This is a genomic window from Mycobacterium adipatum (genome assembly GCF_001644575.1).
Classification (GTDB): Bacteria; Actinomycetota; Actinomycetes; order Mycobacteriales; family Mycobacteriaceae; genus Mycobacterium; species Mycobacterium adipatum.
In genome coordinates this window covers 2094119-2108099 of sequence record NZ_CP015596.1, presented here as the reverse complement: position 1 = coordinate 2108099, position 13981 = coordinate 2094119, and the positions used below count along the sequence as shown (strand labels likewise).

General features: G+C 67.1%; 11 protein-coding genes and 1 pseudogene. 5 read left to right on the top strand and 7 right to left on the bottom strand.

Annotation, left to right across the window (positions count from 1 at the left end):
• Window positions 1-121 precede the first annotated feature (121 nt).
• Both A7U43_RS10095 and A7U43_RS10090 read left to right on the top strand, forming a co-directional pair.
• Window positions 122-874, top strand: a complete 753-nt coding sequence (locus A7U43_RS10095; RefSeq protein ID WP_197499989.1) for a hypothetical protein — start codon at window positions 122-124, stop codon at window positions 872-874.
• 192 nt (window positions 875-1066) lie between these two features.
• Window positions 1067-4777: a multifunctional oxoglutarate decarboxylase/oxoglutarate dehydrogenase thiamine pyrophosphate-binding subunit/dihydrolipoyllysine-residue succinyltransferase subunit gene (locus tag A7U43_RS10090; RefSeq protein WP_067994268.1), complete on the top strand. Its 3711-nt coding sequence runs from the start codon at window positions 1067-1069 to the stop codon at window positions 4775-4777.
• Between the two features lie 65 nt (window positions 4778-4842).
• Here A7U43_RS10090 and A7U43_RS10085 read toward each other — a convergent pair whose 3' ends face one another.
• On the bottom strand, window positions 4843-5190 hold the full coding sequence (locus A7U43_RS10085; RefSeq protein WP_067994265.1) for a DUF732 domain-containing protein: 348 nt from the start codon (window positions 5188-5190) through the stop codon (window positions 4843-4845).
• Window positions 5191-5313: 123 nt separating this feature from the next.
• Here A7U43_RS10085 and A7U43_RS30315 point away from each other — a divergent pair.
• Together A7U43_RS30315 and A7U43_RS30310 are read left to right on the top strand one after the other, a co-directional pair.
• Window positions 5314-6057: pseudogene (locus tag A7U43_RS30315) on the top strand (alpha/beta fold hydrolase); the annotation flags it as partial.
• Between the two features lie 171 nt (window positions 6058-6228).
• The gene (locus tag A7U43_RS30310; RefSeq protein ID WP_068002351.1) at window positions 6229-7053 is read left to right on the top strand and encodes an SDR family NAD(P)-dependent oxidoreductase; all 825 of its coding nucleotides are present in this window, start codon (window positions 6229-6231) and stop codon (window positions 7051-7053) included.
• Between the two features lie 15 nt (window positions 7054-7068).
• On the opposite strand, the gene A7U43_RS10075 is transcribed toward A7U43_RS30310, so the two are convergent.
• Complete coding sequence (locus A7U43_RS10075) at window positions 7069-7896, bottom strand: glycine betaine ABC transporter substrate-binding protein (RefSeq protein ID WP_067994262.1); 828 nt, start codon at window positions 7894-7896, stop codon at window positions 7069-7071.
• Window positions 7897-7940: 44 nt separating this feature from the next.
• Window positions 7941-9110 carry an NAD(P)-dependent malic enzyme gene (locus A7U43_RS10070; protein ID WP_068002347.1) on the bottom strand — a complete coding sequence of 390 codons (1170 nt, stop codon included), beginning with the start codon at window positions 9108-9110 and terminating at the stop codon, window positions 7941-7943.
• 131 nt (window positions 9111-9241) lie between these two features.
• Between A7U43_RS10070 and corA the strand changes: the two genes are divergently transcribed.
• Window positions 9242-10348 carry a magnesium/cobalt transporter CorA gene (gene corA, locus A7U43_RS10065; RefSeq protein ID WP_068002345.1) on the top strand — a complete coding sequence of 369 codons (1107 nt, stop codon included), beginning with the start codon at window positions 9242-9244 and terminating at the stop codon, window positions 10346-10348.
• An 88-nt stretch (window positions 10349-10436) separates the two neighbouring features.
• Here the strand turns inward: corA and A7U43_RS10060 are convergent, their stop codons facing one another.
• From A7U43_RS10060 to A7U43_RS10045, 4 genes are read right to left on the bottom strand one after another with little or no spacing between them, the layout of a single operon-like run.
• Entirely contained in the window at window positions 10437-11030 is a 594-nt protein-coding gene (locus A7U43_RS10060; protein ID WP_067994258.1) for a suppressor of fused domain protein, read from the bottom strand.
• Window positions 11030-12205: an ABC transporter ATP-binding protein gene (locus A7U43_RS10055; RefSeq protein ID WP_067994254.1), complete on the bottom strand. Its 1176-nt coding sequence runs from the start codon at window positions 12203-12205 to the stop codon at window positions 11030-11032. The genes A7U43_RS10060 and A7U43_RS10055 overlap by 1 nt, the downstream gene beginning before the upstream one ends.
• Before the next feature lie 3 nt (window positions 12206-12208).
• Window positions 12209-13033, bottom strand: coding sequence for a carbohydrate ABC transporter permease (locus A7U43_RS10050; protein WP_197500045.1), 825 nt, complete (start codon window positions 13031-13033; stop codon window positions 12209-12211).
• A 12-nt stretch (window positions 13034-13045) separates the two neighbouring features.
• Window positions 13046-13957 (bottom strand): carbohydrate ABC transporter permease, encoded by a 912-nt coding sequence (locus tag A7U43_RS10045; protein ID WP_067994246.1) that lies wholly within the window; start codon window positions 13955-13957, stop codon window positions 13046-13048.
• Between the last annotated feature and the right edge of the window lie 24 nt (window positions 13958-13981).

The window sequence follows — 13981 nt, the reverse complement described above, 5'->3', positions numbered from 1 at the left end:
CCGCCGTCACTGCGGGTGCGGGCACACGGGTCGGACCCCCACGCGTTGAACGGGCATTAGCCTGGGTATTCGACAGGCACCGTGGGAGCACATTCCAGGGATGCGATGGGAGAAACCGTTGATGAACGCTCGGTCCAGCAGCAAGAATCTGCCCGCCGTCCGGGACGGGGTCGATGAGGACCCCGGCGCGGCCGCCAAGGCGCTGTCCCACATCCTCGAACGCAGCACGCGGTTGCAGGCGCCGGCCGTCACCGCCTATGTGGACCGGCTGCGCAGGCAGCGTCCGGACGCCACCCCGGCCGAGATCATCACCGCACTGGAGAAGCACTATCTGGCGGCGGTGATGGCCAGTGGCGCCGCGGTCGGCTCGGCCGCCGCGTTCCCCGGTATCGGCACCCTGGTGGCGATGTCCGCCGTCGCCGGGGAGACGGTGGTGTTCCTGGAGGCCACCGCGGTGTTCGCGCTGGCGGTGGCCGAGGTGCACGGCATCCCCGCCGATCACCGCGAACGGCGCCGCGCCCTGGTGCTGGCGGTGCTGGTGGGCGAGGACAGCAAGCACGCGGTCGCCGATCTGCTCGGCGGAGGCCGCACCAGCGGCGCCTGGATCTCCGACGGTGCGGCGACGCTGCCGCTGCCGGCGGTATCGCAGCTGAACAACCGGCTGCTGAAGTTCTTCGTCAAGAAGTACGCGCTCAAGCGCGGGGCCATCGCGTTCGGCAAACTGCTGCCGGTCGGCGTCGGTGCCGTCGTGGGCGGTGTCGGTAATCGGTTGATGGGCAAGCGGATCATCGCGAACGCGGCGCTGGCGTTCGGTGGCCCGCCGCCGAGGTGGCCGTCGACCCTACACGTGCTACCGTCCGCACAGCCCCAGTGACAAGTAACACTCTCGTGGTGGGGGTGTGTTCTGAGGCGTAGCCTTTAGTCGGCCAAATGCGGGAAGCCGCAGAAAAATCAGCGGGCGGGCGACGCCGGACGGTGCCCGCCGGGACAGACGGAATCGGGGCGAAACGCTGCTGTGAGCAGTTCACCATCACCTTTTGGACAGAACGAGTGGCTCGTCGAAGAGATGTATCGCAAATTCCGCGAAGATCCTTCGTCGGTGGATCCCAGCTGGCACGAGTTCCTGGTGGACTACGCCCCCGAGCCGATCGACGCACCGGCCCAGAGATCTGAGCCCGCCCCGGCAAAGACGTCGGCACCCGCTTCGCCGGCCCCCGCTGCGAAGGCTGCACCCGCGGAGCCGGCCCCGGCAAAGCCGGACAGCAAGCTCGCGCCGAAGAGCGAGACGGCGGCCGCGCCCACGTCCGCACCGAAGGCTGCCCCCAAGTCGGCACCCAAGGACGCCCCCAAGTCCGAGCCGGCCACCAAGTCCCCCGCCGCCGACGCCGACGAGAACACCGTGCTGCGCGGGGCGTCGGCCGCCGTCGTGAAGAACATGAACGCCTCGCTGGAGGTGCCCACCGCCACCAGCGTGCGGGCCATCCCGGCCAAGGCGATGATCGACAACCGCGTGGTCATCAACAACCACCTCAAGCGCACCCGCGGCGGCAAGATCAGCTTCACCCACCTGCTCGGCTACGCCATCGTGCAGGCGGTCAAGAAGTTCCCGAACATGAATCGGCATTTCGCCGAGGTCGACGGCAAGCCGAATGTCGTCACACCGGCGCACACGAATCTGGGCCTCGCGATCGACCTGCCCGGCAAGGACGGTAACCGCACGCTGGTCGTGGCGGCCATCAAGCGTTGCGAGACCATGAAGTTCGGACAGTTCATCGCCGCCTACGAGGACATCGTCCGGCGTGCGCGCGACGGCAAGCTGACCGCCGAGGACTTCGGCGGTGTGACCATCTCGCTGACCAACCCGGGCACCATCGGCACCGTGCACTCGGTGCCGCGCCTGATGCGCGGCCAGGGCGCCATCATCGGCGCCGGCGCCATGGAGTACCCGGCCGAGTTCCAGGGGGCCAGCGAGGAACGCATCGCCGAGCTCGGTGTCGGCAAGCTGATCACCCTGACGTCGACCTATGACCACCGCATCATCCAGGGCGCGGAGTCCGGCGACTTCCTGCGCACGATCCACACCCTGCTGCTCGACGACGAGTTCTACGACGAGATCTTCATGGAGCTGGGGATCCCGTATGAGCCGGTGCGCTGGCGCATCGACAACCCGGACTCGATCTTCGACAAGAACGCCCGGATCATCGAGCTGATCGCGGCCTACCGCAACCGCGGTCACCTGATGGCCGATATCGATCCGCTGCGCCTCGACAAGACCCGTTTCCGCAGCCATCCCGACCTCGACGTGCTGACCCACGGCCTGACGTTGTGGGATCTGGATCGCGAATTCAAGGTCGACGGTTTCGCCGGCGCCGAGTACAAGAAGCTGCGCGATGTGCTCTCGGTGCTGCGCGACGCCTATTGCCGGCACGCCGGTGTGGAATACACCCACATCCTCGAACCCGAGCAGCAGCGCTGGATCCAGGAACGGGTCGAGACCAAGCACGCCAAGCCGACCGTCGCCGAGCAGAAGTACATCCTGAGCAAGCTCAACGCGGCCGAGGCCTTCGAGACCTTCCTGCAGACCAAGTACGTCGGGCAGAAGCGCTTCTCACTGGAGGGCGCGGAGACCGTCATCCCGATGATGGACGCCGCGATCGACCAGGCCGCCGAGCACGGACTCGACGAGGTCGTCATCGGCATGCCGCACCGCGGCCGGCTCAACGTGCTGGCCAATATCGTCGGCAAGCCCTACAGCCAGATCTTCAGCGAGTTCGAGGGCAACCTGAACCCGAGCCAAGCCCACGGCTCCGGCGACGTGAAGTACCACCTCGGCGCCACCGGCACCTACCTGCAGATGTTCGGGGACAACGATATTGCGGTGTCGCTGGTCGCCAACCCGAGCCACCTGGAGGCCGTCGACCCGGTGCTGGAGGGTCTGGTCCGCGCCAAGCAGGACCTGATCGACTTCGGCTCCCCCGAGGAGCACGAGGCGTTCTCGGTGGTGCCGATGATGCTGCACGGTGACGCCGCCTTCGCCGGTCAGGGCGTGGTCGCGGAGACGCTGAACCTGGCGCTGCTGCGCGGGTACCGCACCGGTGGAACCATCCACATCATCGTCAACAACCAGATCGGCTTCACCACCTCGCCGCACGACTCGCGCTCCAGCGAGTACTGCACCGACGTCGCGAAGATGGTCGGCGCACCGATCTTCCACGTCAACGGTGACGATCCCGAGGCGTGCGTCTGGGTGGCCAAGCTGGCCATGGACTTCCGGCAGCAGTTCAAGAAGGACGTCGTCATCGACATGCTGTGCTACCGCCGCCGCGGGCACAACGAGGGTGATGACCCGTCGATGACGCAGCCCGGCATGTACGACGTGATCGACACCAAGCGCGGTGTCCGCAAGACCTACACCGAGGCGCTGATCGGCCGCGGGGACATCTCGATGAAGGAGGCCGAGGACGCGCTGCGCGACTACCAGGGCCAACTGGAGCGGGTGTTCAACGAGGTCCGCGAGCTGGAGAAGCACGAGATCGAACCCAGCGAATCGGTCGAGTCCGACCAGCAGACCCCGAAGGGGCTGAACACCGCCGTCGACAAGGCGGTGCTGGCCCGCATCGGTGACGCGCATCTGGCCGCACCGCAGGGCTTCAACGTCCATCCGCGGGTGCAGCCGGTACTGGAGAAGCGCCGCGAGATGGCCTACGAGGGCAAGGTGGATTGGGCGTTCGGCGAGCTGCTGGCCCTCGGTTCGCTTGTCGCCGAAGGCAAGACGGTTCGATTCACCGGCCAAGATGTCCGCCGTGGCACGTTCACCCAGCGTCACGCGGTGATCATCGACCGCAAGACCGGCGCCGAGTTCACCCCGCTGGACCTGCTGACCGCGGATGCCGATGGCAACCCGACCGGTGGCCGGTTCATGGTGTACGACTCGGCGCTCTCGGAGTTCGCGGCGGTGGGCTTCGAATACGGCTACTCGGTGGGCAACCCCGAGGCAATCGTGTTGTGGGAAGCGCAGTTCGGCGACTTCGTCAACGGCGCACAGTCGATCATCGACGAGTTCATCTCCTCCGGCGAGGCCAAGTGGGGCCAGCTCTCCGACGTGGTGCTGCTGCTGCCGCACGGCCACGAGGGACAGGGCCCCGACCACACGTCGGGCCGCATCGAGCGTTTCCTGCAGGTGTGCGCCGAGGGCTCGATGACCGTGGCAATGCCGTCGACCCCGGCGAACTACTTCCACCTGTTGCGCCGCCACGCCCTCGACGGCATCCACCGGCCGCTGATCGTCTTCACCCCGAAGTCGATGCTGCGCAACAAGGCTGCGGTCAGCGAGGTCAAGGACTTCACCGAGATCAAGTTCCGCTCGGTGCTCGAGGAGCCCACCTACGAGGAGGGCGTCGGTGACCGGTCCACGGTGAAGCGGGTGCTGCTCACCAGCGGCAAGATCTACTACGAGCTGGTGGCCCGCAAGGCCAAGGAGAAGCGCGACGACGTGGCCATCGTGCGCATCGAGCAGCTCTACCCGCTGCCGCGGCGCCGGCTCGCCGCCACACTCGACCAGTATCCCAATGTGTCCCAGTACTTCTGGGTCCAGGAGGAGCCGGCCAACCAGGGCGCATGGCCGACGTTCGGGCTGTCGCTGCCCGAACTCCTGCCGGAGAAGCTGACCGGGATCAAGCGCATCTCCCGGCGTGCGATGTCTGCGCCGTCCTCGGGTTCGTCGAAGGTGCACGCGGTCGAGCAGCAGGAGATCATCGACGAGGCGTTCGCGCCGTAACGGCACTCAACGTGAAAAGGTCGCGGGAATCGTCGACGATTCCCGCGACCTTCTTCACATCGGGGCTAGAACAGCCCGGGGAACGGCGACTCACCGTTGGCCAGTGAGGTGACCGCGCCCGGGCAGAACGCCGAGATGGCGAAGCCGGTGAACATGGTGGCCGGGCCGAGCGGACGCCCGATCGTCTCCGAGACCCGCCCGGCGACATCGGCGAGGTTCTGCCCTCCGTCGGCCAACATCGGGCACACCGACTGGCCCGCCGAGACGGCGTCGGCCGGGTTGATGGTGCCCAGACCCGAACCGTCCAGCGTGTTCAGGAAATCGGTGGCCGGATCGGCCTGGGCGGGGGCGGCGGCCAGCAGACCGGCGGACAGGACGGCACCGGCGGCAACCGCGAATCGCAAACGCATCATGATGGGGGCATCGCTGCGCGCGCGAGCATCGTTACACCCCGGCGCACAAACCGCACCATCAGTGGACCAAGACGATGCGTTCTGCCTCTGGTCATCGCGAGACGGTTGTCACATCATGGTCGGATGCGCCTGCTGACTGTCGATGACCGTGCCGTCCGGGTCCAGACAGCAGGTGATCGGGAGAGCACGCCGCTGCTCTTGCTGCACGGCATCTCCCGCAGCCTGGAGGACTGGTCCGAACAGGTGCAGCGACTGTCTCGGCGCTTCTACGTGATCGCGCCGGATCAGCCGGGTTTCGGGTTCTCGGCGCGCCGGGACGGACCCGCCGACCTGGCGGCCCTGGCCGACGGCGTGGCGGGCATCCTGGCCGAACTCGGTGAGACCCGGCCCTGCCACGTCATCGGCAATTCGCTCGGCGGTGCGGTCGCCATGCAGCTGCTGGCATCCCACCCCGACCGGGTCGCCAGCCTGACCCTGGTCAACAGCGCGGGTTTCGGCGCCGAGGTCACCCCGCTGCTGCGCATGTTGTCCCTGCCCGGTCTGGGGCGGTACGCCGCGACGCACAGCACCGCCGCCGGCGCCCGGCTGATGGAACGCCGGATCTTCGCCGATCCGGCACTGGCCACCCCCGAACGCATCGCGCATGCGCTGCGGATCGCCGCACAACCCGACACCGGCACGTTCCTGCTGGAGATCGCCAATCATCTCGGCACCACCCGCGGGGTTCGACCGCAATGGCGCGCGGAACTGTTGGCGTCCGTGGCCGCGCACCCCCGCCCCACCCTGCTGATCTGGGGCGACCGCGACCGGATCCTGCCCGCGACCCACCTCGAGGCGGCCCGGCGGCACTTCCCCGCCGCACAGGTCCACCTGTTCACCGACACCGGGCACATGCCGCAGATCGAGCGGCCCGACGAGTTCGCCGACCTGGTCACCGCATTCGTGGACAACGGGCCGACCCGGTCGGCGTCGGTACCGCCGGTAACGGCTAAGGTCGAACACAATCGAGCAACAGTTGGTCACGACAGGAGTGGGTGCATGGAGGGCTTCGCCGGGAAAGTTGCCGTCGTCACGGGGGCGGGATCGGGTATCGGGCAGGCGCTGGCCGTCGAACTCGGCCGCTCGGGCGCCAGTGTGGCGATCAGCGATGTCGACACCGAGGGACTGGCGGTCACCGAGGAACGCCTCAAGGCGATCGGTGTCCCGGTCAAGGCCGACCGTCTCGACGTGACAGAGCGCGAGGCCTTCGAGCTGTACGCCGACGCTGTCAAGGAGCATTTCGGCAAGGTCAACCAGATCTACAACAACGCCGGTATCGCGTTCAGTGGCGATATCGAGGTCAGCTCATACAAGGACATCGAGCGCGTGATGGATGTCGATTACTGGGGCGTCGTCAACGGCACCAAGTCCTTCCTGCCGCACCTGATCGCCTCCGGCGACGGGCATGTCGTCAACGTCTCCAGCGTGTTCGGGCTGTTCTCGGTGCCCGGTCAGGCCGCCTACAACTCGGCGAAGTTCGCCGTGCGCGGATTCACCGAGGCGCTGCGTCAGGAGATGGCGTTGGCCAAGCACCCGGTCAAGGTGACCTGCGTGCACCCGGGCGGCATCAAGACCGCGATCGCCCGCAATGCCACCGCCGCCGAAGGCATCGACGTCGCCGAGATGGCCAAGGCCTTCGACACCAAGCTCGCCAAGACCAGCCCGGAGAAGGCCGCCAAGATCATCCTGGAGGCGGTCCGCAAGGACCGCGCCCGGGTCCTCGTCGGCGCCGACGCCAAGGTCCTCGACGTCATCATCCGAATCACCGGTTCGGGCTACCAGCGCCTGTTCTCGTCGGTGGCCAAGGGGCTCATCCCGAAGTAATAGTGCCGACGTGCTCTAGCGGCCGAGCGGGTGGGCGTCCAGCCAGGCACCGGCCACCGCCCCCTGCTCGGCACCGCCGGCCACCTCGGCACGCATCTGCGCCAACGCATCGGTGTCGAGCACACCGGCGAGCTCGTTGACCGCCCGTAGCTGTGTCTGGCTCAAGGTGTTCCGGCGGAAAATGGGCACCACATTCTCGGCGCGGATCAGTGCCGTGCGGTCCGAGAGCATGGTCAGGTCCGCCGGGAAATCGGGGGCCGCCGCCGTCGTCCAGGCGGTGTCGATCTCACCGCTGCGCAGGGCCGCCCACAACACCTCGTCGTCCGGGAACTCCTCGGGCGCCGACGGCACACACGTGCCGAACGACTCCGGCACTGCAACCCCTTGCACCACACCTGGTTTCAACGATTCGCAGCGGCCGATCAGCGCGCTGAGGTCACCGACCCCCCAGCTGGCGGCGGTCTCTGCGGTCACCGCGACAACCGGCTTGTCCGAGGTGGCGTCGGCGTAGTCACCGGCACCGAGCCCCTCCGGCAGGGCCCCGATCATGGCGCGGTACACCTGCGCTGCCGACCGTGCCGCCGCATCCGGGGCGAAGCGCGCCAGCACGTCGCCGGTGAACGACGGCACCACGTCGACCGCGCCGGAATCCAGCGCCGCCAACGGATCCGGCGTGTCCCGCACATGCGCCGGACTGCCGTAGTAGCGCAGCGCCGCGGCATACAGATGCGCCAGCAGCGTCGACTGCCCGTCGGCTCCGACCGACACCGACGGCGGCGGTGGCGCCTGCCCACCGCACCCGGCGATCAGCAGCGCGACGAGCGCGATCGCCAGCCGGCGCATCTGGCTGTGCAAGTTCCCGGGCCGCTTCGCTCCTGCGGGCCGAATCAGACGCCGGAGGCTTCCGCGACCGCGGCCGCGACGGCGGGGCCCACCCGCGGGTCCAGCGCGCTGGGCACGATGTGGTCGACCGCGAGATCATCGCCGACCACCGAGAAGATCGCATGCGCGGCAGCGACTTTCATCTCCTCGGTGATACGGCGAGCGCCGGCGTCCAGCGCGCCCCGGAACACACCGGGGAAGGCCAGCACATTGTTGATCTGGTTCGGGAAGTCGCTGCGCCCGGTGGCCACCACCGCGGCGTACTTGCGCGCGGCATCGGGGTGAATCTCGGGATCGGGGTTCGACAGCGCGAACACGATGCCGCCCGGCGCCATCGACGCGATGAGCTGCTCGGGCACCAAACCTGCCGACACCCCGAGGAACACATCGGCACCGTGCAGTGCCTCCGCCGCCCCGCCGGTGAGCCCGCGCGGATTGGTGCGCTGGGCCAGCTCGGCCTTGAAGGAGTTCAGGTCGCTGCGACCGCTCTCGACGATGCCCTTGCTGTCCAGCACGACGATGTCGGTGACCCCACTGTTGAGCAGGATGTTGGTGCAGGCGACACCGGCGGCGCCGGCACCGGACACCACGACCTTCAGGTCGTGGATCTCGCGCTCGAGCACCTTGACCGCCCCCAACAGCGCGGCGAGCACCACGATCGCGGTGCCGTGCTGATCGTCATGCATGACCGGGCAGTCCAGCGCCTCGATCACGCGCCGCTCGATCTCGAAGCAGCGCGGCGCGGAGATGTCCTCCAGGTTCACCGCACCGAAGGTCGGGCGCAGCCGGATCAGGGTCTCGACGATCTCGTCGGGATCCTTGGTATCCAGCACGATCGGGATGGAGTTCAGTCCGCCGAACGTCTTGAACAGCGCGCTCTTGCCCTCCATGACCGGGAGCGAGGCCGCGGGACCGATATCGCCGAGTCCCAGCACCGCGCTGCCATCGCTGACCACCGCCACCAGGCGGTTTGCCCAGGTGTACTTCTTGGCCAGCGTCACATCAGCGGCGATGGCGCGGCTGACCTGAGCGACGCCCGGGGTGTAGGCGATGGACAGCGCACGCTGGGTATCCAGCGGTGCCTTCAGCTCGACCGAGAGTTTGCCACCCTCGTGGGCCGCGAAGATCTCCGCGTCATCAATGACAACCTGTGGGGTCTTTACCAATTCCGACACGGGCGTCACGTTACTTCACCCAAGGAACTCACAGGCACCGGTTCCCTGCGCGTGAGAGGTTGGAAACGTGACTGACGAGTAACATTCGGCCACGGGGCACGCCCTCGTACCCCCAGATGATGGAGGTCGCGATGCCGTCTTTCCGCCCCCTGCCACCGTCGATGTTGAGGCCGGCGGGACGCCGGGTCGCCACCGCTCCGGACGCCTCCGGGATCCACGTGCCGGTCTCGCAGGCGATGGTCGACTGCGGCGTGTACTGCGAGGGAACCCGGTTACCGGGCAAGTACACCCACGCGGCCGCGCTGAACAAGGTGCACGAGATCGAGGCCGCCGGCGGCAGCGCATTCGTCTGGATCGGCCTGCACGAACCCGACCAGCATCAGATGGAGGCCGTGGCCGAGGTGTTCGGTCTGCACGAGCTGGCCGTCGAGGACGCGGTGCACGCCCACCAGCGCCCCAAGCTGGAACGCTACGACGACACGCTGTTCCTGGTGCTCAAGACGGTCAAGTACGTGGCGCACGACTCGGTGGCCATGACCCGCGAGATCGTCGAGACCGGCGAGATCATGGTGTTCGTCGGCGCCGATTTCGTGGTCACGGTTCGCCACGGCGAGCACGGTGGACTCGCCACGGTGCGCAAGCACATCGACACCACCCCGACGAGCTGCAAGCTGGGCCCCTACGCCGTCATGCACGCCATCGCCGACCATGTCGTCGACGACTACCTCGACGTCACCGACCTCGTCGAGACGGATATCGACGCCATGGAGGAGAACGTCTTCTCCCCCAACAGCGCCACCGAGATCGAGCACATCTATCTGATGAAGCGCGAGGTGGTCGAGCTCCGCCGGGCGGTCAGCCCGCTGGCCACCGACCTGCAGCGCATCACCACCGATCACAATGACCTGATCTCCAAGGAGGTCAGGCGCTACATGCGCGACGTGCTCGACCACACGATCAAGGCGGCCGACCGCATCGAGGGCTACGACGAGGTGCTCAGCTCGTTGGTGCAGGCCGCCGTCGGCAAGGTCTCCATGCAGCAGAACACCGATATGCGCAAGATTTCGGCCTGGGTGGCCATCGCCGCGGTGCCGACCGCGATGGCCGGCATCTACGGCATGAACTTCGAGCACATGCCCGAGCTCAAGGCCACCTGGGGCTACCCGACGGTGCTGCTGGTGATGCTCACGGTGTGCACGCTGTTGTACCGGACGTTCCGGCACAACCACTGGCTCTGATCTCACCCTCGCCGAAATTGCATTCCAGACGCAGAAGTGCGAGTGCCGCCCGTCTGGAATGCTGTTTCGGCGATCAGGGGTGCGGGGTCTAGGACGGCTGCGATGCGCGCCGGTTCGCATCGAGCACGTCCACCCCGTCGCTGCGCCACGCCTCGCGCATCGCCTCGGCGCCCTTGAGGCGCACCCAGGCCGCCTCGGTCGGGGTGATCGGGGTGGCCTGCAGAATCCTGACGTCCGAAAGCGGGTCCGCCAACGCGACATCCTCGATATCGCTGGGGCCCAACAGGAATGCGGTGAACGGCGCGCCCTCGAACAGCGGACCGCTCAGGTCGATCAACGCGTCGGGCTCCAGCACCAGCCCCTCCACCGACGGCGCGGCCGCCAGCACCGCGATCGAGCGGGCCAGACCCGCCGGACTGGGCGGGCGCAGGGACACCACCACCTCGGCCCGGGGCCCCTGCTGGGTGTCGGTGACGAACTCGGTCGGATCCACCATCGGGTAGCGCGAACAGCCCAGTGAGACAAAGTGGTTGACGCCCTCAGCGTCGGGACCGTAACGCAGCACGGAGATCCGCTCCGCACCGAGGAAGGTGACATTCGCCTCGGCCGGCTCGCCGAGCACACCGGCCGCGGTGAAGTGCGCTTGCAGGCGGCCGCGCACCTCGGCCGGGACGTCGACCACTAGCCGGCGGGCGGGATCGACAGATTCACCCCGGTGTCACCGTCGAAGATGATCAGCTTGGAGGTGTCCACCGCCAGCTCCGCCTTCTTACCGGCGGACACCTTCGAGTCGGCCGAAACCCTTGCCACGAACTCGTTTTCGCCGGCACCGGATTCGGCGGCCAGTTCGGCGAGCCGAGCCGACTTCGCACCGGACCCCTCGATGCGGAAATGCAGATACTTGTCGGCGCCCAGGGACTCCACCAGATCGACGTCCACCTCGAAGGTGAGCCCCTTGATGCGGGTGTAGGAGTCCACCAGCGCGGCGTCGTCGAAATGCTCGGGTCGCAGCCCGGCGATCACGTTGGTCGGCTTGGGATGCTGCCCCAGGATCCGCTGCGCCTCATCGGTGAGCACCACCTCGTCACCGAACGGCAGCTTGATGCCGCCGTCGGTCAGCGTCGCCGGGAAGAAGTTCATCCCCGGCGACCCGATGAAACCGGCGACGAAGAGATTCGCCGGGGTGGTGTACAGCTCCTCGGGGGTGCCGATCTGCTGGGCCACACCGGCCAGCATCACCACGACGCGGTCCCCCAGCGTCATCGCCTCGGTCTGGTCGTGGGTGACATACACCGTGGTGGTGCCCAGCCGGCTCTGCAGCCGCGCGATCTCGGTGCGCATCTGCACGCGCAGCTTGGCGTCCAGGTTGGATAGCGGCTCGTCCATCAGGAACGCCTTGGGATTACGGACGATCGCCCGGCCCATCGCCACCCGCTGGCGCTGACCGCCGGACAGCTGCCCGGGCTTGCGGTCCAGCAGTGCGGCCAGGTCCAGGATCTTGGCGGTCTCGTCGACCTTGCGGGCGATCTCGTCCTTGCCGACCTTGGCCAGCGTCAGGGGAAACGCGATGTTCTGGCGCACGGTCATATGCGGGTACAGCGCATAGGACTGGAACACCATGGCGATGTCGCGGTCCTTGGGCGCCCTGTCGTTGACCCGCTCCCCGCCGATGCGCAACTCCCCGGAGCTGATGTCCTCCAGGCCCGCAATCATGTTCAGGGTGGTCGACTTCCCGCAGCCCGACGGTCCGACCAGGATGATGAACTCGCCGTCGGCGATGGTCAGCGACAGGTTCTTCACCGCCGCGGCACCGTTGGCGTAGCTCTTCGTGACGTTCTCCAGCACGATCTCGGCCATGAATTACCCCTTCACCGCGCCGGAGGTCAACCCGGCCACGATCCGTCGCTGAAATATGAGCACAAAGATGATGATCGGGACGGTGATGACCATCGCCCCCGCTGCGATCGACCCGGTCGGCTCCTCGAACTGTGAGCTACCGGTGAAATTGGCGATGGCCACCGGGGCGGTGATCGCCCGCTCCGTGGCGGTCAACGACAACGCGAGCAGCAGGTCGTTCCACGCGAAGATGAACACCAGGATGCCCGCGGTGACGATGCCCGGCGCGGCCAGCGGCGCGATCACCTTGCGGAAGGCCTGCCCCGGGGTGGCGCCGTCCATCTTGGCCGCCTTCTCCAGATCCCACGGGATCTCCTTGAAGAACGCACTCATGGTGTAGATCGCCAGCGGCAGCGCGAACGTGATGTAAGGAATGATGAGTCCCGGCCAGGTGTCGAAGAGCCCGAGCCGGCGTTCGATGTTGAAGATCGGCGTCACCAGCGAGATCTGCGGGAACATCGCGATCAGCAGGGCCACGCCGACCAGAACCTTCTTGCCGGGGAAGGCCAGTCGCGCGATCGCGTAGGCCGCCATCCCACCGATGACGACGGCGATCAACGTGGTGATCAGACCGATGCCGATCGAGTTGACCAGCGCCGAGGTGAAGATGTTGCCCTCGAAGATGGCCTTGTAGTTGTCGAAGGTGATCTCCGACGGAATGAGCTTGCCGTCCTTGACCGTCGACGTCGGCTTCAGCGACAGGGACAGGATCCACAGCACCGGGAACAAGGCGTACAGCACGACGATGACGTTGACGACAGCCCAACCCGTCGCGCGGCGGGCACCCACGTTCTCCGCCATCTAGCGGCCCTCCTCGTCCGCGCCGGGTGCCGAGGCACCGAAGATCTTGATGAAGATGAAGGCGATCACCGCGACGCACAGGAAGATCAGCACGCTGATGGCCGAACCCAGCCCCAGGTTGAACGCCTTGAACAGGTTGTCGTAACCGAGGATCGAGACCGAACCGGTGTCGTTCGCACCGCCGGTCAGCACGTAGATGTTGTCGAAGATGCGGAACGCGTCCAGGGTGCGGAACAGCAATGCCACCAGGATTGCGGGTTTGATCAGCGGGATGATGATCTTGGTCAACCGCTTCCATCCGCCGGCTCCGTCGACCTGCGCCGCATTGAGCAGGTCCTGGGGCACCAGCGCCAGACCGGCCAACAACAGCAGCGCCATGAACGGCGTCGTCTTCCACACCTCGGCGAGCACCACGATGGCCAGCGACGGAAGCTGTTCGGTCAGCGGCGCGCTGCCGGTCGGCAGCAGGTTGGCCAGATACCCGGTGCCGGGCGTCCACGCGTAGTACCAGCTGTAGGAGGCCGCCACCGTCACGATGCCGTAGGGCACCAGAATGGCGGTGCGCACCACGCCTTTGCCGAAGATGGTGCGGTGCATGACCAGTGCGAGCGCCATGCCGAGCACGAACTCGATGGCCACCGAGACGATGGTGACACCCAGCGTCACCGCGAACGCCGTCCACCAGTAGCGGTCGGAAAGGATGGTGACGTAGTTGTCGATACCGACGAACTCGACGTCATCGGGGGCGGCCAGGTTGTAGCGCTGCAGGCTGAGCCAGACGGCGTAGACGATCGGGTAGGCCGTCACCGCCAGCATCAGGAAGACCGCCGGGCTGATCAACCAGAAGGCCAACCGCCGCTGCGAGGCGAGGTCATCCGTCTGCGTGTTCGTCACGCGGCCACCTCGCCCGATCGGATGCCGCGTTCAGCGCCGTCG

Excerpts from the sequence above, each read along its gene's own strand:
- A7U43_RS30310 (WP_068002351.1), top strand. The coding sequence starts at position 6,229 with ATGGAGGGCTTCGCCGGGAAAGTTGCCGTCGTCACGGGGGCGGGATCG.
- A7U43_RS10095 (WP_197499989.1), top strand. The coding sequence starts at position 122 with ATGAACGCTCGGTCCAGCAGCAAGAATCTGCCCGCCGTCCGGGACGGG.
- A7U43_RS10075 (WP_067994262.1), bottom strand. The coding sequence starts at position 7,896 with ATGCGCCGGCTGGCGATCGCGCTCGTCGCGCTGCTGATCGCCGGGTGC.
- corA (WP_068002345.1), top strand. The coding sequence starts at position 9,242 with ATGCCGTCTTTCCGCCCCCTGCCACCGTCGATGTTGAGGCCGGCGGGA.
- A7U43_RS10090 (WP_067994268.1), top strand. The coding sequence starts at position 1,067 with ATGTATCGCAAATTCCGCGAAGATCCTTCGTCGGTGGATCCCAGCTGG.
- A7U43_RS10055 (WP_067994254.1), bottom strand. The coding sequence starts at position 12,205 with ATGGCCGAGATCGTGCTGGAGAACGTCACGAAGAGCTACGCCAACGGT.
- A7U43_RS10085 (WP_067994265.1), bottom strand. The coding sequence starts at position 5,190 with ATGATGCGTTTGCGATTCGCGGTTGCCGCCGGTGCCGTCCTGTCCGCC.